Source organism: Citrobacter sp. Cpo040 (assembly GCF_030332915.1).
GTDB lineage: Bacteria > Pseudomonadota > Gammaproteobacteria > Enterobacterales > Enterobacteriaceae > Citrobacter > Citrobacter portucalensis.
On record NZ_JAOWGX010000036.1, the window covers coordinates 185,989 to 207,454 of the forward strand.

The window sequence follows — 21,466 nt, forward strand, 5'->3', positions numbered from 1 at the left end:
TTTTTCATTCCTGGCACACCCCTTGCAATATTCCTCTCGTGTATCTGCAGCCACTACTGAATTCTGACTGGAGGGGATCTATGAAGCTGGTTACCGTGGTAATCAAACCGTTCAAACTGGAAGACGTCCGTGAAGCACTGTCGTCTATTGGTATTCAGGGGCTGACCGTCACCGAAGTGAAGGGGTTTGGCCGACAGAAAGGTCATGCTGAGCTGTACCGTGGGGCTGAATATAGCGTCAATTTTCTGCCAAAGGTGAAGATTGATGTGGCGATTGCCGACGACCAACTGGATGGCGTGATTGATGTCATCAGTAAGGCGGCATACACCGGAAAAATTGGCGACGGCAAAATCTTCGTCGCCGAGCTGCAACGTGTGATTCGTATTCGTACCGGCGAAGCCGACGAAGCCGCACTGTAACTTCTGGCACACAGTGATAGGAAACCAAAAAATGAAGATAGCAACGATGAAAACGGGTATTGCTTCACTGGCACTACTGCCGGGACTGGCGATGGCGGCACCGGCGGTTGCGGATAAAGCAGATAACGCTTTTATGATGATCTGTACCGCGCTGGTGCTGTTTATGACTATCCCTGGCATTGCGTTGTTCTACGGCGGTTTGATTCGCGGTAAGAACGTACTGTCGATGCTGACTCAGGTGACGGTGACATTCGCTCTGGTTTGTATTCTATGGGTGGTTTATGGCTACTCACTGGCCTTTGGCGAAGGGAATAATTTCTTCGGCAACTTCAACTGGGTATTGCTGAAGAACATCGCGCTGACGGCGGTCACGGGGAGCTTCTACCAGTACATTCACGTTGCTTTTCAGGGATCTTTTGCCTGCATCACCGTTGGGCTGATTGTCGGGGCGCTGGCTGAGCGTATTCGTTTCTCTGCGGTGCTGATTTTTGTGGTGGTGTGGTTAACGCTGTCGTACATCCCCATTGCACATATGGTCTGGGGCGGCGGATTGCTGGCTTCTCACGGCGCACTGGATTTTGCCGGCGGGACGGTCGTGCACATCAACGCAGCGATTGCCGGTCTGGTTGGTGCGTATCTGATTGGTAAACGCGTCGGTTTTGGCAAAGAAGCCTTTAAACCGCATAACCTGCCGATGGTCTTCACCGGTACCGCTATTCTCTACATTGGTTGGTTTGGCTTTAACGCCGGTTCAGCGGGAACGGCGAATGAAATTGCCGCACTGGCCTTCGTCAATACCGTGGTCGCCACCGCCGCCGCCATCCTCGGATGGATCTTCGGTGAATGGGCGCTGCGTGGCAAACCGTCTCTGCTGGGCGCCTGTTCTGGCGCTATTGCGGGTCTGGTGGGCGTAACACCTGCATGTGGCTACATCGGTGTCGGCGGGGCGCTGATTGTCGGTGTGGTTGCGGGGTTGGCTGGCCTGTGGGGCGTAACCATGCTGAAGCGTTTTCTGCGCGTGGACGATCCGTGTGATGTGTTTGGCGTGCACGGCGTGTGCGGTATTGTTGGCTGCATCCTGACCGGGGTTTTCGCTGCCAGCTCACTGGGCGGCGTGGGCTTTGCTGAGGGAGTGACCATGGGGCATCAGCTGCTGGTGCAACTGGAAAGCGTGGCGATCACCATCGTCTGGTCCGGCGTGGTGGCCTTCATTGGCTATAAGCTGGCGGATATGACGGTGGGTCTGCGCGTACCGGAAGAGCAGGAACGCGAAGGTCTGGATGTGAACAGTCACGGCGAGAACGCTTACAACGCTTGATGTTTCAATCTGCCGGATGGTAACGCTTTTGCGCCACCATCCGGTAATTCTCAATTGCGATTACGCATTACCCCTTCCTGCACGGTAGAGGCGACCAGCACGCCGTCCTGCGTATAAAACTCCCCGCGTACAAAACCTCTGGCACCGGAGGCAGAAGTACTCTCGACGTTATACAACAACCACTCATTAATATTGAACGGACGGTGGAACCACATTGAATGGTCAATGGTGGCGATCTGAATCCCTTTTTCCAGAAAACCAATCCCGTACGGCTGCAGCGCTACAGGCAGGAAGTTCAGGTCTGAGGCATAACCCAGCAGATATTGATGGACGCGCAGATCGTCCTGCAGCTCGCCGTTTGCACGGATCCATACCTGGCGCGCCGGAGGTGCGACGTGACCTTTTAAGGGGTTATGAAATTCAACCGGGCGCACTTCCAACGGACGATCGTTGATAAATTTTTCTTTCAACAGCGGCGGCAGTAAATGCGCCACTGAGCGGGCAATTTCTGTTTCTGATTTCAGCTCATCGGGACCCGGCGCATCCGGCATGGTTTTCTGATGTTCAAATCCGTCTTCCGGTGCCTGGAAAGAGGCGGTCATGTAAAAAATGGGTTTACCATTCTGAATTGCGGCAACGCGGCGCGCGCTGAAGCTGTTACCATCACGCAAGACTTCAACATCATAGATGATGGGCTTTTGGCTATCGCCGGGGCGTAAAAAGTAGCTGTGGAAGGAGTGCACCAGACGCTCTTCCGGTACGGTTTCTTTGGCGGCATACAGCGCCTGACCGACAACCTGTCCCCCAAAAACCTGACGTAACCCTAAGTCTTCACTTTGGCCCCGAAAGAGTCCTTCTTCAATTTTTTCCAGATTTAACAATGTCAGCAAATTTTTCAGCGCCAGACTCATACGTGCTCTCCAGGTTATATCGATCTCGCAGCGAGGTAGGCAGAGTATAACGCAATTTTGAAAGTGGTCCGATGGGTGCAATTGTCTGAATTAAAGGCCTATTACAGGCAAAAACAGCTGTCTTGTGCCACACTTAGTCACGTTATGTTTTTGTTAACCACTCTTCTGGCGAGGATAGTTCTCGCTGGTGCATAGATGATAAGGAGAATTTAATGAAACTCGTGCACATGGTAAGTGGTTTAGCGGTTGCGGTCGCTCTGGCGGCCTGTGCTGATAAAAGTGCAGATATTCAGACACCTGCGCCAAGCCCTAATACGTCAATTGCTGACACACAGTCTAAAATTCAACAGCCAAACGTTTCTGGTACGGTATGGATCCGCCAGAAAGTGGCCTTGCCACCCGATGCGGTGCTGACCGTCACGCTGTCAGATGCGTCGCTGGCCGATGCACCGTCAAAAGTGCTGTCGCAAAAAGCGGTCCGTACTGAAGGTAAGCAGGCGCCATTCAGCTTTGTATTACCATTTAACCCGGCAGATATTCAGCCTAACGCCCGTATTCTGCTGAGTGCGGCAATTACGGTTAATGACAAACTGGTCTTTATTACTGATACCGTTCAGACGGTCATTAATCAGGGTGGTACGAAAGCTGACCTGACGCTGGTCCCTGTACAGCAAACAGCAGTACCGGTTCAGGCAAGCGGTGGGGCAGCCACCACGGTGCCGTCAACGTCACCAACCCAGGTAAATCCCTCTTCTGCCGTTCCTGCTCCCACGCAGTACTAAGGCAGTCGTAACCCTCTCCGTCTGGAGAGGGTTAGTACACCCAGCGATAGCGCTGTAAATCTATCTGCCCGCTTCCTGAAACCACTATTCCTTCTGCCAGCAACGCCTGACGCTGCCGTTGTAAGTCGGGGCCGGTCAGCGAAATGGCACCATGACGATTAACCACCCGATGCCAGGGCAAAGTGCTGCCTTCGGGGAGACGCTTAAGCACGCCGCCGACCTGGCGCGCAGCGCGCGGCGAACCGGCAAGCCTGGCAACATCGCCATACGTGGTGACGAAACCTTCGGGGATTGACGCGACGATTTGCCAGACGCGTTGGGGGAAAGTGTCTTGTATATCCATTATTTATTCCTGCGCTAATCCTCCAGCATAATGCCGAATGGCGAGGGAGTGAAGCCGCATTGCACAAGAAAACAGCATCCGATGCTGGATGGGTTGCAATTACAGGGTGCAGCAGTGATAATGCGCCTGCGCGTTGGTTAACAACGCTCTCAATGGGGGCTCTGTTGGTTCTCCCGCAACACTACTCTGTTTACCAGGTCAGGTCCGGAAGGAAGCAGCCAAGGCAGATGACGTGTGTGCCGGGATGTAGCTGGCAGGGCCCCCACCCAATTCTGCCGTCCGGCAATTTCCCTTCCGCTTATCTTCTTTTCTTTGTCATCGTATTGTCATTTTATTGTCATCAAATGCTGTCAATGTGTTTCGGGGATGTTATTTGATGCTTTTGCCGCCGCCATCGCGCTGTAACGACAGGGTCTTACATTCGGTGTGTTTTGGCTGACCACAAGGATTTTCTACGATGTCGACCGCTGTATTGAATGTCAAAATTGATGAGGCGCTAAAAGAAAAGCTTCGCCATTACGCTGAAGTGCATAACGAAAATTTAAGTGTTGCGACGGAAAAACTGCTGCTGATTGCGTTTACCGCCGTTGAAGAGGCGGGAGTCTCCGCTGAAGATATCGATAGCCAGCATACGGAAGAGTCCGTAGTTGAAGCACTGACTCCTAAAGAAATCAAAGCGTTGCGCAGACTACTGAAGAAGAAAAAATGAAACAACAACCGCTCTCAACTGCCTGTAATTACGGCGAAGCTTGTGATTTACTACGCTCCGGTTATGTGAAACATGTTCGTCTGAGCTGGAACGTCGGCAGCGATGAGTTCTTCCGTATTGCCTCAGACTGGTGTGATGCCGGGGCAAAAATTAAGAAAGACGGTGAAAATTTCGTGATTTCACTGAAGGGTTTTCCGGTTCCCCCTCAGCGGTAATATCACCGGGACTCTCTCATCCATCCCGGCTTATAAGGGCGAGTCCTTTGACTCGTCGCTTAAATTATTTTGCGTACTTTCCCGCTGTTGGCCTGCAAACGCAGGTTATCCCAAATGGGTTGTAACACCCTGAAGGCGGCACGCGCTGTGTCATCCGGCAACGTGAAAGGCATACGCAAAAAACGATCGAATGCGCCATCAAGGCCAAACCGCGTACCGGTTCCTAACTGAATGCCTACGCTTTCGGCGCGCGTAGCGAACAGCGTTGCCAGCGTATCGGGCAGTTCAACCCAAAAAGAGAGTCCTCCCTGTGGCTGGGTAAACTGCCACTCCGGGAAATGTGCGTTCATCAGGCTCGAGCACAGATCGCGCTGCGATGTGAGTAGCCGTCTTCTGTCAGGAAGAAAGTCGGCGGCGTTATCCAGCAGCCAACTGGTGGCAAGTTGTTCAAGCACCGGGGAGCCTAAATCGAAGGTGTCGCGGGTTTGTACCAGCGCCGCAATGGTTCGCGCCGACGCACGGATCCAGCCCAGACGTAATCCCCCCCAAAAGCTTTTCCCGGCCGAACCCAACAGAATGATCGGCGCGTCGCGATTGAATGCGGCAAGTGGCGGCGGCGGCGGGGCGTCATACCACAGGTTCACCATCGTCTCATCGACCACCAGGGTTGTGCGGGTTCGTTCGGCAATATCCGCCACGACCTGGCGAGTTGCAGCGTCCATGCAACGCCCGGTCGGATTGTGAAAGTCCGGCATCAGGTAGGCCATTCTCGGTGCGGTTTGCGCGATGGTGGCGACCAGACCCGCGGTATCCCAACCGTGCTCGGGTAGCGACACGCCGACGGGGCGACAGGATGCGCCTTGAATCGCGGCAATCGCCAGCGGATAAGTGGGGTGATCAACCACTACGCGATCGCCGGGGCCGGTGAGCAAACGCAGGATCAGCGCCAGGCCGCTGACTGCACCATTCACGACCATGATTTCATCGGGCTGCGTCGGGAGCCCGCGATCGCAATAATGCCGGGCGATGGATTCACGTAATACCGATAACCCCTGCGGCAGATACCCGGAGCTCAGCAAATGCTGTGGCATAGCGAACAGCGCCTGCTGGTAAGCCTGATGAATTTCGGGACCGGCACTTAGAGCCGCCGTGGACAAATCAAGTGCTGTGCCGGTACTGGTCCGGGTTGGCACATGGCGAATATGTTCCGGCAGGATCACCCGTGAGCCGCTACCATGACGGCTTTCAAGATATCCCTCTTCACGCAGTTGCGCCATAGCGCTGGCGACGGTAGTTCGACTTACTTGCAGGACTACGGCGAGCTCGCGTTCACCCGGTAAGCGGCTATCCAGCGCCAGTCGACCATCGAGAATAAGCAGACGTAACGCTTCTGCCAGCTGTCGCCAGATGGGCGTTCGCGAGGGGCTTTCCAGCCAGTGTCCGAGCAGGCGTTGCAAAGACTGACTTCCATAACGGCGAGATGACATAGCAGTCCACTTTTTGAAAACTGGACATTAATCATAGTGCCAATTGCGGTGAAGATGAAAGTTATCTGAGAGTGAGAGGGGAAAAGCATGCTGCGTCGTTTGCTTCAGCTGTTTATCGGGCTGACACTGTACGGTGTATCGACGGCGATGTTTGTCCGTGCTGATTTAGGGGCCGATCCGTGGAACGTGTTTCACCTGGGTGTAGCCAATTTATTGTCGATGAATATCGGCGTGGTGATTATTGCCGTGGGCGTGTTGGTGTTGCTGGCGTGGATACCGCTGCGCCAGCGTCCAGGCTTTGGCACGCTGAGCAACGTGATTATGATCGGGCTGGCGGCAGATGCCGCGCTGCTGGTGATTCCTGGATTTGAATCTCTGCTGGCGCGCAGTGGGCTGCTGGTGTCAGCGGTAATATTGAATGCGTTAGCAACCAGCCTGTACATTGGCGCAGGTTTTGGCGCCGGTCCGCGTGATGGTCTGATGACCGGTATCCACGCGCGTACCGGCTGGCCAGTACGACGAATTCGAACCGCAATCGAAGTGTCGGTGCTGCTTATCGGTTGGCTGCTGGGTGGAACCGTGGGCGTTGGTACGGTGCTGTATGCCTTGGCTATCGGACCGTTGATTCAGCTTTGCCTGCCGTGGTTTCGGCATCAGCCGCAGTCACGTACGCGTATCAGGAATGCGCCTGGGGCGCGATCGCCTACTGGCGACTAAACTTAACCTCGACTGACGCGGCCGGAATCGGCTTGCCGCGCAGTACACTTCGGAGGTTTTTCTCATGAAGTATGTTGATGGCTTTGTGGTTGCCGTACCCGCTGAAAACAAGGAGGCGTACATTGCGATGGCGGCAAAAGCAGCTCCGCTTTTCAAGGAGTTCGGTGCATTGCGCATAGTGGAGTGCTGGGCAGATGATGTCCCCGACGGCAAACTGACCGATTTTCGCATGGCTGTGAAAGCACAGGAGCATGAAGAAGTGGTATTCAGCTGGATTGAATACCCTTCCAAAGAGGTCCGCGATGCGGCGAATCAGAAGATGATGTCCGATCCCCGTATGAAGGAGTTCGGTGAATCTATGCCATTTGACGGCAAGCGAATGATCTACGGTGGATTTGCGCCCATTATGGAAGAGTGATGTGACTGGCTGTGCGGCGTGCCGCCAGCCATCTCAACATCAACAGCAATGTTAAAGCCGTTTTTCTGCCCACAGAATAAATTCCGCCTTCGGCAGCGCTTTGCTGTAAAGCCAGCCCTGACCGTACTGCACGCCATGCTGGCGTAGCCAGGTTTCCTGATTCTTGGTTTCGATACCTTCCGCCACCATCTCAAGTTTCAGCGTTTTTGCTATCTCGATGATATGCGGCGTCACGTTGTTGTATTCCAGTGCATCAACGAACGATTTGTCTATCTTCAGGATGTCGACATCCAGATCCTGTAAATAGCTCAGGCTGGAATAGCCGGTGCCAAAGTCATCAATATAGATTGAATGACCTGCCTGACGGTATTTGGCAATAAACGGCGCGCTGTTTTTCGGGTCGGCAAACTCGCGTTCGGTTAGTTCCAGCGCGATTTGCGTAGGCTTAAGTTGCCAGTGGTTCACTTTCTGACTTAACAGAGCAGGAAGCGTTTCGGAGGCCAGATCGGCTGACTCAAGATTGATGGATATATGCTGGTCTGGATGCTGACGCAGCCATTTACCTAAATCTTCAAATACGCTTTCAATAATCAACCGTGTGAGAGGCTCTGTCAGCCCGGTTTCATGCGCCAGCGCGACGAAAACTTCCGGCGACAGATAGCTTCCGTCGGCCTGCTGCCAGCGAGCCAGCGCCTCTGCTCCAACCACTTTCCCCGTTTTGAGCGAGATAATTGGTTGGTAGTGGACTTTGATGTCCCGATGCTGGATAGCGTCCTGTAATTGGTGATGGGGCGACTGTAAGCGGCGCAAAATACGCAAAACAAAGGCGGCGGTGAGCAAGCCTATAAGAATGCCTGCCGGGAGCCAGATCAGTGCCTGCCGGTGCCAGGTTTTTTGCAATGGCAGGGTAGATGCCCAGGTTACGATCGTAATACCCAACTCAGGAAAGGGGCGGGCGTTATAAATGCTGCCATCTTTTTTAAAATGAGTAATCGATTTTTCTTGCTGTACATGCTGCAAAACGTCCGATGGCAGGTTGGCGCTACTGGCAACCACGACGTTGCGCACGGTGCCAATGATAGTGACTTCAATTGGCCATGAGCCAAACGGGATGACGTCAATGAAAGAGCCTGGATCGACCATTACAACATAATGTTCGCTCCCTAATGCTGCCATAAAGCGCTTGATGCCCAAATCATTTTGCGTGGTAAGCCATGCGCGATATCCATCAGGCGTGACTTTCATTGCGGGTGGAAATGCGTCTGCCTGGCTTCTTTTTTCCAGAGATGAGCATTGCGGAACGTTATCTTTGAGGTACAGCACTTCCTGAATATAGCGGTAGCTATAGGACAAACGACGCATTTCCAGCAAATGCTCGTCACTGCAAGGCACCCCCTGAAATGCTTCAATATGGCGTAATGCTTTTTTCGCCTGCTCGCCTACGCGTTCCGTACGTAATGCGACTCGTGTTGAGAACATGTCGAGTTCATCGATAAATTTCGTTTCGACCTGACGATGTGCCAGCCACAGGCTTAAACCTACAGGCGCGAGGATAGAAAGGAACAGTACCCCAGTCACCAGGCTTATCAAATGTCGTGTTGTCACAGTGATATCCTTATTTACACAGCGTAGGGAAAGTATATCCGAAACCCCAAAAAGCTATTCGATTGGCATCATATATTTACGGCCATTTATCATCCCGTTTGACTCCCTGTAGCGTAAATCAGGTTGTGGTTTGTACAAGAGTGGTGTATTTTGATGGTTATGTTATAACGTATCAAATTGAGGTTGCCATGAAACCGGATATTCATCCTTTTTACCGTACCGTAGTGTTTCACGATACCAGTGCCAATGAATTCTTTAAGGTCGGTTCGACCATCAAGACTGAGCGTGAAATTGAGTTTGAGGGGAAAATGTACCCGTACGTGACCCTCGATATCTCTTCTAAATCACATCCGTACTATACCGGGAAACAAAAAACCTTTGATAATGAAGGTAGTGCAGCACGTTTCCAAAAACGTTTTGGTCATTTTATTGGCGTTAAGCGGGGTTAAAATGCAGGTACTCAATTCACTTCGCAGCGCAAAACAGCGCCATCCTGACTGCCAGATAGTAAAACGCAAAGGGCGTTTGTACGTTATCTGCAAAACGAATCCGCGCTTTAAAGCAGTACAGGGGCGTAAAAAAAGGCGTTAGTTTCTTTGCCAGCATTTCAGGGATTAAAGTGCGTTACCTTCGCAGGAACGCACTTTTTTTATCTGTGCTGAGATATCGTTACTGGCTGGTCTGGGCGCGGGTAAGCGTAAAGACATCGTAAAACGAGAGTTCGCCTTTGCGCGATATCATCTTTTGCAGCTGTGCTTTATGTTCGCTATCCACGGACGGTGAGTGCAGGATAGTATCGATGAGAGAGGAGGGGACAAAGCGCGTGTTGTACCATTCTCCGTTATAGCAAACTCTAAAATCCAGAACGTCGATATCTTCAAAGCGGTATCGTGGCGCAACGTCGAAAAAGAAAAAGCCGTTGAGTACAACGAACAGTACCACCAGCAGCCATACCGAATCGACTAACGTTTCTGACTGTAGCATCACCGCCAACGTGGCAAACCACGCAACATACATACCGATAAACAGCCCTGGGTGTTTGCGAATAAAGCTGATGCTAAAGCGCGGTTTGTTGTCGCGCTTCTCGCGAATATTTAAGTCGTCGATTGTTTCAGTAAGCAGGCGCTGTATTTCTGTCATCTCTTGCCTTCGTGATATCTGCAAAATTCAGGAGGGATCGCCCTATTTTAAAAGGGGATACCCTTTGAAGAAAGTAACAGATTAACCGCAATTTAGCATAACAGTTACATTTAAGATCACAGCGTTTTGATGATCCTTGCGGGATTGCCCCCAACCACGGTGTTTGCCGGAACGCTTTTAGTGACCACTGCGCCTGATGCCACAACCACGTTATCGCCCAGCGTGACGCCGGGATTGATCACTGCACGGCCACCTATCCAGACATTATTGCCGATAGTCACGGGCTTCCCGAACTCCAGGCCACTGTTGCGCTCGGTAGCATCCAGCGGATGGGTCGCGGTATAGATATGAACGCCTGGTGCCAGCATGCAGTTGTCGCCAATATGAATTGGACAGACGTCGAGCATAACGCAGTCGAAATTAGCGTAAAAGTCTTTACCAAGATAGATGTTATAACCGTAATCACAACGGAAAGAGGGTTCAATATAGGCTCCCTCACTCTGACCTAACAGATCGTGCAGGATTGCCTGACGCTCATTTTTTTCATCGGGTGCGGTGAGATTGTAGCGATGGATCAACTGACGAGCGCGTAGTCGGTCACTGCGCAGCGTTTCATCTGCCGGGCGATAGTATTCGCCGGCGATCATTTTTTGCTTTTCATTACGCATTACGAATTCCCTGTGTACTGAAGGTTATTTCAGCACAGTAAAACGTAATGCAGAAAAGGGGAACGTTCCCGCTTCTTTGCTGTGATCATAGTCACGCGATTTTAATTAAATAACCATTGTAAATACGAAAATGGTCAGCCAGACAACTGTACCGCTATACCTGACTTAACCTTGAGTGCAATTAGCGAATGAATTTCCAAACAGAAGTTGGAATCTTGTCGTAAAGCTTATTCATGGTCAATTCAGCAAGGCGATGATCTGCTGCTGAGTAAAATACAGCCAGTTCGTTGTCGGACAATTCATATTTATTTTTTTCAATAACGCGCTCTAGCGTATCAATTGTCTGGCAACGTCGCAGGCGCATCAAATAATCTGTTTTAGTTAATGGTTTATCGGACATAACTCTTACCTATGATTGTAATAATTTTTAACAAGACAAACTTACAGGATTAGCCCTGGTGGCATTGACAAAACAGCGAAACAGTCGATTACCTGACTTCCGCCATTTCTGCAGATCCTGCGTATTAATACCATAACTGCTGAACAACATAAAAGTGTCATCCAGGTATTCATCTATCTGCGCGATCAGCTTATTGTCCTCATTGTACTTAATTTTATAATTAAGTGCGAAGGTTGCAATATGCTCTATCAGTTCATTGAGCTGCAAGCTGGTTGCAGAGGTAGGGTCATTAACCCAGCCATGGTTACTTTGTTCAAGGTTTGCAAGACAGTCATGATACAGAGTTTCGCAGAGAAATTTAAGCTGCGCGATATCATGTCTTTTGGGTGAGTACTCATCCATAACGCATCCCCTTCTTAGTGGCTTAAACTAACCGAACACCTTTCGGGATGGATACAACAACTACCTGGAACTTGCCCGCGACTCCTGATGATTTAACTATAATCTACTCTAAAAAAGATTTCATCGTCATATCACGAAAAATTACAATTATGTAAAATTATGATGCTACGTCATTTTTACATTTTAACAGATAAATGCCGCTATTCGAAATGGGACAATTTCTTTATTCTTCGGGCAATCATCGGGTTATCTTGTTTAGGTTTAGCAACGAAAGGCAACAACCGACAATGTGAACCAGTGGATAGGATTAATCTTAATATTTATTAAAGTAAATAAGAACTCTCGCTGTTTTTTTAAGAATAGCCTTTAAGGCTGCAAGGATTATATCGCTTATTTATCCGATAGAAAATAAACGGAATGGCAATAAGTGATTTTTATGATTTTTCCAGAAAAAAGGCCGCTTGCGCGGCCTTATCTTTAGAGATGTATCAATGATGCTCTACTGAGTGGCTATGCTCAATATCTTCATTTTTGCGGCTAAAGCGGCGGCGTACCACCACAAAGAACACCGGAACAAAGAAGATCGCCAACACGGTTGCCGTCACCATCCCGCCCATTACGCCAGTACCAACGGCGTTCTGTGCACCGGAACCTGCGCCGGAACTGATGACCAGCGGCATTACGCCCAGAATAAAGGCCAGTGACGTCATCAGGATTGGACGTAAACGCATGCGTACTGCGTCCAGCGTCGCCTCTATCAGACCTTTACCCTCTTTATCCATCAAGTCTTTGGCGAATTCGACGATAAGTATCGCGTTCTTCGCCGACAACCCAATGGTTGTGAGCAGGCCTACCTGGAAGTAAACGTCGTTGGTCAGGCCGCGGAACGTTGCTGCCAGCAATGCACCGATAACACCCAGCGGTACAACCAGCATTACGGAGAACGGAATTGACCAGCTCTCGTACAGCGCTGCCAGACACAAGAACACGACGATCAATGAAATGGCATACAGGGCAGGGGCCTGGTTGCCGGACAGTCGTTCCTGGTAGGACATACCGGTCCAGTCATAACCGATACCGGATGGCAGTTTGCTGGCCAGTTGCTCCATCATGGCCATGGCTTCACCGGTACTTTTACCCGGAGCGGCCTGACCTAAGATTTCCATGGACGGCAGACCGTTATAGCGTTCCAGACGCGGTGAACCGTATTCCCAACGTGAGGTAGAGAAGGCGGAGAACGGTACCATCTGTCCATCGCTGCCGCGGACATACCAGTTTCCAATATCTTCCGGCAACATACGGTATTTCGCTTCAGACATGACGTAAACTTTCTTCACACGACCACGGTCGATGAAGTCATTCACGTAGCTTCCGCCCCATGCTGCACCCAGCGTTGTATTAATATCACTAATGGAAACGCCCAGAGCCTGCGCTTTTTCCTGATCGATATCGATCTTGAACTGCGGCGTATCTTCCAGACCGTTAGGACGAACACCGACCAACAGATCAGGATGCTTCGCGACTTCACCAAACAGTTGGTTACGCGCCTGAGTCAGCTTCTCATGGCCCAGACCAGCCTGGTCAATCAACTGGAAGTCGAAACCGGTCGCGGTCCCTAACTCCACAATAGCTGGCAGGTTAAAGGCAAAGACCATCGCGTCTTTAATCTGCGAGAATGCGCCCATCGCACGCTGAGTAATCGCCTCAACCTTGTTCTCTTCGCCTGGACGTTCACTCCAGTCTTTCAGAGAAACGAACGCGATACCGGTGTTCTGACCACGACCTGCAAAACCGAAACCGTTAACGGCAAACACCGATTCAACGTTCGCTTTTTCCTTGGTCAGGTAGTAATCCGTCATTTCGTCCAGCACCTTCTGGGTACGCTCTTGCGTTGCACCCGCAGGCAGCTGAGCCATAGACAGGAATACCCCTTGGTCTTCATCTGGCAGGAACGAACTTGGCAGACGAACGAACAGATAAGCCATGCCCACGACGATGATCAGATACAGCGCCAGATAACGACCGGTGCTGCGCAGAATACCGCCCACGCTATCGGTGTAATGGTGCGTGCTCTTATCGAACATGCGGTTAAACCAGCCGAAGAAGCCTTTTTTGCCTTCTCCGTGATCGCCTTTAGCAATCGGTTTGAGCATGGTCGCACACAGGGCCGGGGTCAGAATCAATGCCACCAGTACAGACAGTGCCATCGCGGAAACAATGGTGATGGAGAACTGACGGTAAATTGCACCGGTAGAACCCCCGAAGAACGCCATTGGGATAAACACCGCTGACAGTACCATCGCGATACCCACCAGTGCGCCCTGAATCTGGCCCATCGATTTACGCGTTGCTTCCTTCGGCGGTAGCCCTTCCTCAGCCATTACACGTTCAACGTTCTCGACCACAACGATGGCGTCATCCACCAACAGGCCGATGGCGAGCACCATCCCGAACATCGTCAGGGTGTTTATCGAGAAGCCGAAAATCGCCAGGACGGCAAACGTACCCAAGAGCACCACCGGCACGGCGATAGTCGGAATCAGCGTCGCGCGGAAGTTCTGCAGGAACAGATACATTACCAGGAACACGAGGATGATTGCTTCCGCCAGCGTTTTCACTACTTCGTGAATAGAGATTTTCACGAACGGTGTGGTGTCATACGGGTAAACGATCTTCAGACCTGACGGGAAGAACGGTTCCATCTTCTTCAGTTCATCGCGGATAGCGTTTGCTGTATCCAGGGCGTTAGCACCTGTCGCCAGCTTGATACCCAGACCGGATGCCGGTTTACCGTTGAACTTCGCAATGATGTCGTAGTTCTCACCGCCCAGTTCCACTTTCGCCACGTCACGCAGACGAACCTGGGAACCATCCTGATTCACTTTCAGCAGAATCTTGCTGAACTCATCAGCGGAGGTCAGACGGGTTTGCGCGATGATAGACGCGTTAAGCTGCTGGCCTTTCACCGGTGGCGTACCACCTAATTGACCGGCTGCAACCTGGGCGTTCTGCGCTTTGATGGCGCTGATTACATCAACCGGCGTCAGCTGGAAGTTGTTCAGTTTGTTCGGATCCATCCAGATACGCATCGCGTACTGAGAACCGAACAGCTGAACATCACCCACACCTGAAGTACGGCTGATGGCATCCTTCATGTTGGCGCCAACGTAGTCGGAAATATCCTCCTGCGTCATGGTGCCGTTGGTGTTGATAACACCGACAACCATCAGGAAGCTGCTGGATGACTTCTCAACGCTAACCCCTTGTTGCTGTACTTCCTGAGGCAGCAACGGCATGGCCAGCTGCAGTTTGTTCTGCACCTGTACCTGCGCGATATCCGCATCAGTACCAGACTGGAAGGTTAGGGTGATCTGCACGGTACCCGTGGAGTCACTGTTAGAGGACATGTACATCAGGTTATCGATACCGTTCATGTTCTGTTCGATAACCTGCGTAACAGTATCCTGTACTGTTTTGGCATCAGCGCCAGGGTAGGTCGCGGAGATCGTCACTGCTGGCGGTGCAATAGTTGGATATTGCGCTACCGGCAATTTGAGGATCGCGAGCCCCCCTGCCAACATGATGATAATGGCGATCACCCACGCAAATATTGGGCGATCGATAAAGAAATTAGGCATGTCTTAACGGCTCCTGTTTAAGTTAAGACTTGGACTGTTCAGGCTGGCTACCGCTTTGGCCTTGCTGGTTGTTATCAGCGGTGATTTCCTGCGCTTTTACCTGCGCGCCAGGACGTACTTTCTGCAGCCCTGTGACAATCACGCGGTCGCCCGGCTTAAGTCCATCAGTGACTAACCATTTGTCGCCAATCGCTTGTGCGGCGACAATTTGACGAGTTTCAACTTTGTTGTCTGCACCGATAACCAATGCACTGGCATCGCCACGCGGTGTACGGGTAACGCCTTGCTGTGGAACCAGTAATGCCGTTGGGTTAATCCCTTCTTCCAGACGTGCGCGAACGAACATACCCGGCAGTAAGGTGTGATCCGGGTTAGGGAAGATGGCGCGTAACGTAATCGACCCGGTAGTTTGATCAACCGTCACATCAGAAAATTCCAGCGTACCGGACTGCGGGTATTTAATGCCGTCGTTGGTTACCAGTTCGACTTTCGCTTTGCCGTTCTCTTGCTTCAGCGTGCCGTTGGCCAGCTCTTGTTTCAGGCGCAGGAAGTCGTTGCTTGACTGCGTCACGTCCACGTAGATCGGGTCCAACTGTTGAACGGTCGCCAGTGCGGTCGCTTGACCGTTTTGCACCAGAGCACCTTCCGTAACGGATGATTTACCAATGCGGCCGCTGATCGGCGACGTCACTTTGGTATAGGCCAGATTGATGCGTGCAGTTTCTACCGCGGCTTTCGCGGCGACAACGGCGGCGTTTGCCTGCTGTGCGTCTGCCTGCGCGCTATCGTAATCCTGTTGACTGATGTACTTAGTACCCAACAGTTTCTGATAACGTTTAACCGTCAGTTGAGCGATATTTGCTGCGGCTTGTGCTTTGGCCAGATCACCTTTTGCGCTTTCATAAGCGGCCTGGTAAGTCGCAGGATCAATCTGATAGAGAGATACACCCGCTTCGATGTCACCACCTTCGGTGAAATTACGCTTCAGGATAATACCGCTAACCTGAGGGCGAACTTCTGCAATGCGAAACGCACTGGTGCGACCCGGAAGCTCAGTTGTTATCTGTAGAGGTTCAGTTTTGAGCGTAACAACTCCAACCTCTGGCATCTGCTGGCCCCCTTGTTGGGCCTGTTTGTCGTCACATCCTGTTAGCGCTAAGCTGCCTGAGAGCATCAGAACGACTGCCAGAGGCGTTAACCCTCTGTTTTTGTTCATATGTAAACCTCGAGTGTCCGATTTCAAATTGATCAATGGCTTAAAGCCCATAAACCCATTGCTGCGTTTATATTATCGTCGTGCTATGGTACATACATTCACAAATGTATGTAAATCTAACGCCTGTAAATTCACTGACATATGGCACGAAAAACCAAACAACAAGCACAGGAAACACGACAGCATATTCTCGATGTTGCTCTGCATTTGTTTTCGCAACAAGGGGTATCATCCACCTCGCTTGCGGAGATCGCAAAAGCCGCTGGTGTCACGCGCGGCGCAATCTATTGGCATTTCAAAAACAAGTCGGATTTATTCAGTGAAATCTGGGAGCTAGCAAAACCTAACATTGATGAGTTAGAGACTGAGTATCAGGCAAAATTCCCCGACGATCCACTATCAGTATTAAGAGAAATTTTAATTTACGTTCTTGAAGCTACCGTGACAGAAGAACGCCGACGTTTGTTGCTGGAAATTATATTCCACAAATGCGAATTTGTCGGGGAAATGGCCTCTGTTCAGTTAGCTCAACGCCATCTTTGTATTGAAAATTACGATCGTATCGAACAAACATTGCGGCACTGTATGGATGCCAATATGCTGCCGGAAAACCTGAACACCCGTCGCGTGGCGGTCCTGTTGCGCAGCTATATTACCGGAATCATAGAAAACTGGTTATTTGCCCCCGAATCGTTTGATCTGAAAAAAGAAGCTCGGGAATACGTCGCAGTGCTGCTGGAGATGTGCCTTATGTGCCCAACTCTGCGGCTTGGCGTGGCGGAAATCCACTAAATGTTTTGGGCCTGTACCAGGAATTCTCCTGGTCGTTTTGCCTGCTGCTATTCTGCCGGTCACAGCCGTGATATTCTTGCCGCTTGACTATTTTCGGTCACTTTTCCGGTTCAGAAACGTTCACTCTCATGACTATGTTGCAGCTCTATAAACGTTCACAGCATCTTATTGCTATTACCATCCTTTTCTTCATTCTCTTGCTTTCTTGCCAGTCGTCTGCTTTTGCGCGGGCGCAACAGAGTGGTGAACTGCCGACGAAAGCGGATATTCAGAGCCAACTGGATGCACTGAGTAAACAAAAAGATCTCTCCGCGCAGGATAAGCTGGTCCAACAGGATCTCCTCGATACCATCGCCACGCTGGATAAAATCGATCGCGTGAAAGATGAGACCGTACAGCTTCGTCAGAAAGTTGCCCAGGCGCCGGAGAAAATGCGTCAGGCGACGGATGCGTTAAATTCGCTCAGCGATGTCGATAACGACGATGAAACGCGAAAAACGCTGAGTACACTCTCCTTACGACAGCTTGAGTCGCGCGTGGCACAGGTTTTGGATGATCTGCAAAGCTCGCAAAACGATCTTGCTGCCTACAACAGCCAATTGGTGTCGCTGCAAACGCAGCCAGAGCGTGTGCAGAATGCGATGTATACCGCGTCGCAGCAAATGCAGCAAATCCGCAATCGACTCGATGGCACCAATGTGGGAGAGGCGGCGTTACGCCCCAGCCAGCAGGTGTTGCTGCAGGCGCAGCAGGCGCTGCTGAATGCGCAGATCGACCAACAGCGTAAGAGCCTCGAAGGTAATACTGTTTTGCAGGATACCTTGCAAAAACAACGTGATTACGTAACAGCTAACAGTAACCGGCTTGAACATCAGCTCCAGCTTCTGCAAGAAGCGGTGAACAGCAAACGACTGACGTTAACCGAAAAGACGGCTCAGGAAGCGGTAACGCCGGATGAAGCCGAACGTATTCAGTCAAACCCGTTAGTGAAGCAGGAACTGGACGTTAACCATCAGCTCAGCCAGCGTCTGATTGCCGCGACCGAAAACGGCAACAACCTGATGCAGCAGAATATCAAAGTCAAAAACTGGCTTGACCGCGCGCTGCAATCCGAACGCAATATTAAAGAACAGATCGCCGTCCTGAAAGGCAGTCTGCTGCTGTCGCGTATTCTGTATCAGCAACAACAAACACTGCCGTCGGCGGATGAACTTGCCGATATGACCAACCGGATCGCCGATTTGCGTCTGGAGCAGTTTGAAATCAACCAGCAGCGTGATGCGCTATTCCAGAACGATGCGTTTGTCGCCAAACTGGAAGAAGGGCACAGCAACGAAGTGAATGGTGAAGTCCATGATGCCCTGCTGCAGGTTGTGGATATGCGCCGTGAACTGTTGGATCAGCTGAACAAGCAGCTGGGCAACCAGTTGATGATGGCGATTAACCTGCAAATCAATCAACAGCAGCTAATGAGCGTGTCGAAGAACCTGAAAGGGATCCTCACGCAGCAAATCTTCTGGGTTAATAGTAACCGTCCGATGGACTGGGACTGGATCAAAGCCTTCCCACAAACGCTAAAAGACCAGTTTAAGTCGATGAAAATCACGGTGAACTGGGAAAAAGCCTGGCCCGCCGTCTTTATTGCGTTTCTGGCGGGGCTACCTCTGCTGCTTATTGCCGGGTTAATCCGCTGGCGTTTGAAATGGTTGAAAGAGTATCAGGCGAAATTAGCCGCCGCAGTAGGGAATCTGCGTAATGACAGTCAGCTCAATACGCCAAAAGCGATTCTGATCGATCTGATCCGAGCGTTGCCGGCGTGCCTGATTATCCTCGCCGTGGGCCTGATTCTGCTTACCATGCAGTTGAATATCAGCGACCTGCTGTGGGCGTTCAGTAAGAAGATGACAGTCTTCTGGCTGGTGTTTGGTCTGTGCTGGAAGGTGCTGGAAAAAGATGGCGTGGCAATTCGTCATTTTGGTATGCCAGCGAAGCAGACCAGCCACTGGCGCCGCCAGATCGTGCGTATTAGCCTGGCGCTGTTACCGCTCAACTTCTGGTCGGTCATTGCTGAGCTGTCGCCGCTTAATTTGATGGACGATGTGCTGGGTCAGGTAGTTATTTTCCTCAACCTGCTGCTGATCGCCTTCCTGGTATGGCCAATGTGTCGTGAAAGCTGGCGCGACAAAGAGTCGCATGGCTTGCGTCTGGTTACCATTACTGTCCTCTCAATTATCCCGATTGCATTAATGGTGCTGACGGCGACAGGGTATTTCTACACCACGTTGCGCCTGGCCGGTCGTTGGATTGAAACGGTCTATCTGGTTATCCTCTGGAACCTGCTGTATCAGACGGTACTGCGTGGATTGAGCGTGGCGGCACGGCGTATCGCCTGGCGCCGTGCCTTAGCGCGTCGTCAGAACCTGGTGAAAGAAGGGGCGGAAGGAGCCGAGCCGCAGGAAGAACCGACCATTGCGCTTGAGCAGGTGAACCAGCAAACGCTGCGCATCACCATGCTGGTAATGGTTGCCCTGTTTGGTGTTCTGTTCTGGGCTATTTGGTCTGATTTGATAACTGTATTCAGCTACCTCGATAGCATTACGCTCTGGCATTACAACGGCACCGAAGCGGGAGCTGCGGTGGTGAAAGACGTCACCATGGGCAGCCTGCTGTTTGCGATTATTGCGTCAATGGTCGCGTGGGCGCTGATCCGTAACTTACCCGGCCTGCTGGAAGTGCTGGTGCTGTCGCGACTGAAGATGCGTCAGGGCGCTTCGTATGCGATCACCACGATCCTTAACTACGCGATCATCGCCATCGGCGCGATGACGGTCTTCGGATCGCTCGGTGTTTCATGGGATAAGCTACAGTGGCTGGCAGCAGCCCTGTCGGTTGGTCTTGGTTTTGGCTTGCAGGAAATCTTCGGTAACTTTGTTTCGGGTCTGATTATTCTGTTTGAACGCCCGGTCCGCATCGGCGATACAGTGACTATCGGTACGTTCTCAGGAACGGTCAGCAAGATCCGTATCCGTGCCACCACTATTACCGACTTCGATCGCAAAGAGGTGATCATCCCGAACAAAGCATTTGTGACGGAGCGTTTGATCAACTGGTCGCTTTCCGATACCACCACGCGCCTGGTGATCCGCATCGGCGTGGCCTACGGTTCGGATCTGGATAAAGTGAAGAAAGTGCTGTTGCAGGCGGCGATGGAACACCCGAAAGTGATGCACGATCCAGAGCCTGCGGTGTTCTTTACCGCCTTCGGCGCCAGCACGCTAGATCATGAACTGCGATTATACGTACGTGAACTGCGCGATCGTAGCCACACGGTTGATGAACTGAACCGTGCGGTCGATCGTTTATGCCGTGAAAACGACATTGATATCGCCTTTAACCAGCTCGAAGTGCACCTGCATAACGCGAAAGGTGATACCGTGACCGAGGTTAAGCGTGACATCATTAAAGGTGATGATCCGACGCCTTCGGTAGGTTAATAGAAAAACTCATCAGGCCTGCGAGCTTCGATTCATTCGTAGGCCTGATAAGTGCAACGCTTTCAGGCATTCCAGCTATATCGCGTTTTTTGAACAAGAGAGCTGTTTCTTTTCGTAATCCCGTTTAACAATCTCCAGCGCCTTCAGTACGGTTTCAGGCGCAACCTGATTTTCCTCAAGTAAAACAATCAAATCGACGGCCAGTTTGACCTCGTCCGGGGCGTTCTCTAATGACATAAATTCTCCGGGGATTAACGGGTTAAACGCGCCAGCACGTTTTCTATTCTTGCCAGAGCATGGCGACAGCGCGCCAGCCGCGCCTCGAATGCTTCTACTTCACGATGCAGTTTTTGCTGTTCTTCAAAGCCGGTAGCTTGAGCCAGACGCTCTTTGCGTTCACGCGTCATTTCAACCAGACGGCGTTCAAATTCCTGATGTTGGACCCGTTTGCGCTGCCAGCGCGCCAGACCTGGAGAAGCGCTGTCCCACTCTCGAAGGGACCAACTGGCGGTTTCACGTGAAATCGCCTCTAACTGTGAGGCAAGGTGTTCCGCAAGCCAGGTGATTTGTGGGAGTTGCTGCTGCTCAACGGCGCGGCGCAGGGCAGTAAGATTATCGTCAGCTTCTTCCAGGCAGGCCTGCAGCAACGTGCTGCGCGTGTGAAACAGATGCCTGTCAAAGCGGGCGCTAAGCGTTGTGTGGTGCGCCAGCGGGGCGCAATGTTGTCGCAAGCGGTTAAGCTGGTTTTCGAGCATCTGTAACAGCATGGCGGTTTTCACAACAACACTCCGA

22 protein-coding genes, 1 other RNA gene and 1 pseudogene are annotated in these 21,466 nt (G+C 51.4%); 12 read left to right on the top strand and 12 right to left on the bottom strand.

Annotated features, from left to right (window positions below; translation table 11 throughout):
- Positions 1 to 80 precede the first annotated feature (80 nt).
- Both glnK and amtB read left to right on the top strand, forming a co-directional pair.
- A complete protein-coding gene (glnK, locus tag OGX86_RS15735; RefSeq protein WP_003021657.1) occupies positions 81 to 419 on the top strand; it encodes a P-II family nitrogen regulator in 339 nt (112 codons plus the stop codon).
- Between the two features lie 31 nt (positions 420 to 450).
- Positions 451 to 1,737 carry an ammonium transporter AmtB gene (gene amtB, locus OGX86_RS15740; protein ID WP_286640276.1) on the top strand — a complete coding sequence of 429 codons (1,287 nt, stop codon included), beginning with the start codon at positions 451 to 453 and terminating at the stop codon, positions 1,735 to 1,737.
- Positions 1,738 to 1,787: 50 nt separating this feature from the next.
- Here amtB and tesB read toward each other — a convergent pair whose 3' ends face one another.
- On the bottom strand, positions 1,788 to 2,648 hold the full coding sequence (tesB, locus tag OGX86_RS15745) for an acyl-CoA thioesterase II (protein WP_003831027.1): 861 nt from the start codon (positions 2,646 to 2,648) through the stop codon (positions 1,788 to 1,790).
- A 212-nt stretch (positions 2,649 to 2,860) separates the two neighbouring features.
- Between tesB and OGX86_RS15750 the strand changes: the two genes are divergently transcribed.
- Positions 2,861 to 3,430 (top strand): YbaY family lipoprotein, encoded by a 570-nt coding sequence (locus tag OGX86_RS15750; RefSeq protein WP_003021666.1) that lies wholly within the window; start codon positions 2,861 to 2,863, stop codon positions 3,428 to 3,430.
- A 31-nt stretch (positions 3,431 to 3,461) separates the two neighbouring features.
- On the opposite strand, the pseudogene OGX86_RS15755 reads toward OGX86_RS15750, so the two are convergent.
- Positions 3,462 to 3,851 (bottom strand): annotated as a pseudogene (locus OGX86_RS15755) (MGMT family protein).
- Between the two features lie 84 nt (positions 3,852 to 3,935).
- Between OGX86_RS15755 and ffs the strand changes: the two are divergent.
- The 3 genes from ffs (at position 3,936) to OGX86_RS15770 (ending at position 4,697) form a co-directional block, all read left to right on the top strand.
- Positions 3,936 to 4,032, top strand: an RNA gene (gene ffs / locus OGX86_RS15760) — signal recognition particle sRNA small type.
- A 198-nt stretch (positions 4,033 to 4,230) separates the two neighbouring features.
- Positions 4,231 to 4,482, top strand: a complete 252-nt coding sequence (locus OGX86_RS15765) for a hypothetical protein (RefSeq protein WP_003831029.1) — start codon at positions 4,231 to 4,233, stop codon at positions 4,480 to 4,482.
- Positions 4,479 to 4,697 carry a hypothetical protein gene (locus OGX86_RS15770; protein WP_048226283.1) on the top strand — a complete coding sequence of 73 codons (219 nt, stop codon included), beginning with the start codon at positions 4,479 to 4,481 and terminating at the stop codon, positions 4,695 to 4,697. The genes OGX86_RS15765 and OGX86_RS15770 overlap by 4 nt, the downstream gene beginning before the upstream one ends.
- Positions 4,698 to 4,756: 59 nt before the next feature.
- Here OGX86_RS15770 and yczR read toward each other — a convergent pair whose 3' ends face one another.
- Positions 4,757 to 6,184, bottom strand: coding sequence for a MocR-like transcription factor YczR (gene yczR / locus OGX86_RS15775; protein ID WP_136391582.1), 1,428 nt, complete (start codon positions 6,182 to 6,184; stop codon positions 4,757 to 4,759).
- An 87-nt stretch (positions 6,185 to 6,271) separates the two neighbouring features.
- On the opposite strand from yczR, the gene yczE reads away from it, so the two are divergent.
- Positions 6,272 to 6,901 (top strand): membrane protein YczE, encoded by a 630-nt coding sequence (gene yczE, locus OGX86_RS15780; protein WP_048214785.1) that lies wholly within the window; start codon positions 6,272 to 6,274, stop codon positions 6,899 to 6,901.
- Between the two features lie 64 nt (positions 6,902 to 6,965).
- Positions 6,966 to 7,319 carry a DUF1428 domain-containing protein gene (locus OGX86_RS15785; protein WP_048226278.1) on the top strand — a complete coding sequence of 118 codons (354 nt, stop codon included), beginning with the start codon at positions 6,966 to 6,968 and terminating at the stop codon, positions 7,317 to 7,319.
- A 51-nt stretch (positions 7,320 to 7,370) separates the two neighbouring features.
- On the opposite strand, the gene pdeB is transcribed toward OGX86_RS15785, so the two are convergent.
- Positions 7,371 to 8,924: a cyclic di-3',5'-guanosine monophosphate phosphodiesterase PdeB gene (gene pdeB, locus OGX86_RS15790; protein WP_286640277.1), complete on the bottom strand. Its 1,554-nt coding sequence runs from the start codon at positions 8,922 to 8,924 to the stop codon at positions 7,371 to 7,373.
- A gap of 188 nt (positions 8,925 to 9,112) precedes the next feature.
- On the opposite strand from pdeB, the gene OGX86_RS15795 reads away from it, so the two are divergent.
- Together OGX86_RS15795 and ykgO are read left to right on the top strand one after the other, a co-directional pair.
- Positions 9,113 to 9,373: a type B 50S ribosomal protein L31 gene (locus tag OGX86_RS15795; protein ID WP_008783961.1), complete on the top strand. Its 261-nt coding sequence runs from the start codon at positions 9,113 to 9,115 to the stop codon at positions 9,371 to 9,373.
- Position 9,374: 1 nt separating this feature from the next.
- Positions 9,375 to 9,515 carry a type B 50S ribosomal protein L36 gene (gene ykgO / locus OGX86_RS15800; RefSeq protein WP_005125190.1) on the top strand — a complete coding sequence of 47 codons (141 nt, stop codon included), beginning with the start codon at positions 9,375 to 9,377 and terminating at the stop codon, positions 9,513 to 9,515.
- A 78-nt stretch (positions 9,516 to 9,593) separates the two neighbouring features.
- Here the strand turns inward: ykgO and OGX86_RS15805 are convergent, their stop codons facing one another.
- The 6 genes from OGX86_RS15805 to acrA all read right to left on the bottom strand — a co-directional run bounded on the left by OGX86_RS15805 (position 9,594) and on the right by acrA (position 16,388).
- Positions 9,594 to 10,064, bottom strand: a complete 471-nt coding sequence (locus OGX86_RS15805; protein ID WP_020996574.1) for a YlaC family protein — start codon at positions 10,062 to 10,064, stop codon at positions 9,594 to 9,596.
- 116 nt (positions 10,065 to 10,180) lie between these two features.
- Entirely contained in the window at positions 10,181 to 10,732 is a 552-nt protein-coding gene (gene maa, locus OGX86_RS15810) for a maltose O-acetyltransferase (protein WP_003835924.1), read from the bottom strand.
- A 181-nt stretch (positions 10,733 to 10,913) separates the two neighbouring features.
- A complete protein-coding gene (gene hha, locus OGX86_RS15815) occupies positions 10,914 to 11,132 on the bottom strand; it encodes a hemolysin expression-modulating protein Hha (RefSeq protein WP_002892050.1) in 219 nt (72 codons plus the stop codon).
- A gap of 27 nt (positions 11,133 to 11,159) precedes the next feature.
- On the bottom strand, positions 11,160 to 11,534 hold the full coding sequence (tomB, locus tag OGX86_RS15820; protein ID WP_003021733.1) for an Hha toxicity modulator TomB: 375 nt from the start codon (positions 11,532 to 11,534) through the stop codon (positions 11,160 to 11,162).
- A 488-nt stretch (positions 11,535 to 12,022) separates the two neighbouring features.
- Complete coding sequence (acrB, locus tag OGX86_RS15825; protein ID WP_193135115.1) at positions 12,023 to 15,172, bottom strand: efflux RND transporter permease AcrB; 3,150 nt, start codon at positions 15,170 to 15,172, stop codon at positions 12,023 to 12,025.
- Positions 15,173 to 15,194: 22 nt separating this feature from the next.
- The gene (acrA, locus tag OGX86_RS15830; protein WP_032942549.1) at positions 15,195 to 16,388 is read right to left on the bottom strand and encodes a multidrug efflux RND transporter periplasmic adaptor subunit AcrA; all 1,194 of its coding nucleotides are present in this window, start codon (positions 16,386 to 16,388) and stop codon (positions 15,195 to 15,197) included.
- A gap of 141 nt (positions 16,389 to 16,529) precedes the next feature.
- Here acrA and acrR point away from each other — a divergent pair, with 141 nt between their 5' ends.
- Positions 16,530 to 17,180, top strand: coding sequence for a multidrug efflux transporter transcriptional repressor AcrR (gene acrR, locus OGX86_RS15835; RefSeq protein WP_003831045.1), 651 nt, complete (start codon positions 16,530 to 16,532; stop codon positions 17,178 to 17,180).
- 128 nt (positions 17,181 to 17,308) lie between these two features.
- The gene (gene mscK / locus OGX86_RS15840; protein WP_048214782.1) at positions 17,309 to 20,674 is read left to right on the top strand and encodes a mechanosensitive channel MscK; all 3,366 of its coding nucleotides are present in this window, start codon (positions 17,309 to 17,311) and stop codon (positions 20,672 to 20,674) included.
- 75 nt (positions 20,675 to 20,749) lie between these two features.
- On the opposite strand, the gene rsmS is transcribed toward mscK, so the two are convergent.
- A complete protein-coding gene (gene rsmS / locus OGX86_RS15845) occupies positions 20,750 to 20,911 on the bottom strand; it encodes a pleiotropic regulatory protein RsmS (RefSeq protein ID WP_008783967.1) in 162 nt (53 codons plus the stop codon).
- A 14-nt stretch (positions 20,912 to 20,925) separates the two neighbouring features.
- Entirely contained in the window at positions 20,926 to 21,453 is a 528-nt protein-coding gene (gene priC / locus OGX86_RS15850; RefSeq protein ID WP_182315468.1) for a primosomal replication protein N'', read from the bottom strand.
- Between the last annotated feature and the right edge of the window lie 13 nt (positions 21,454 to 21,466).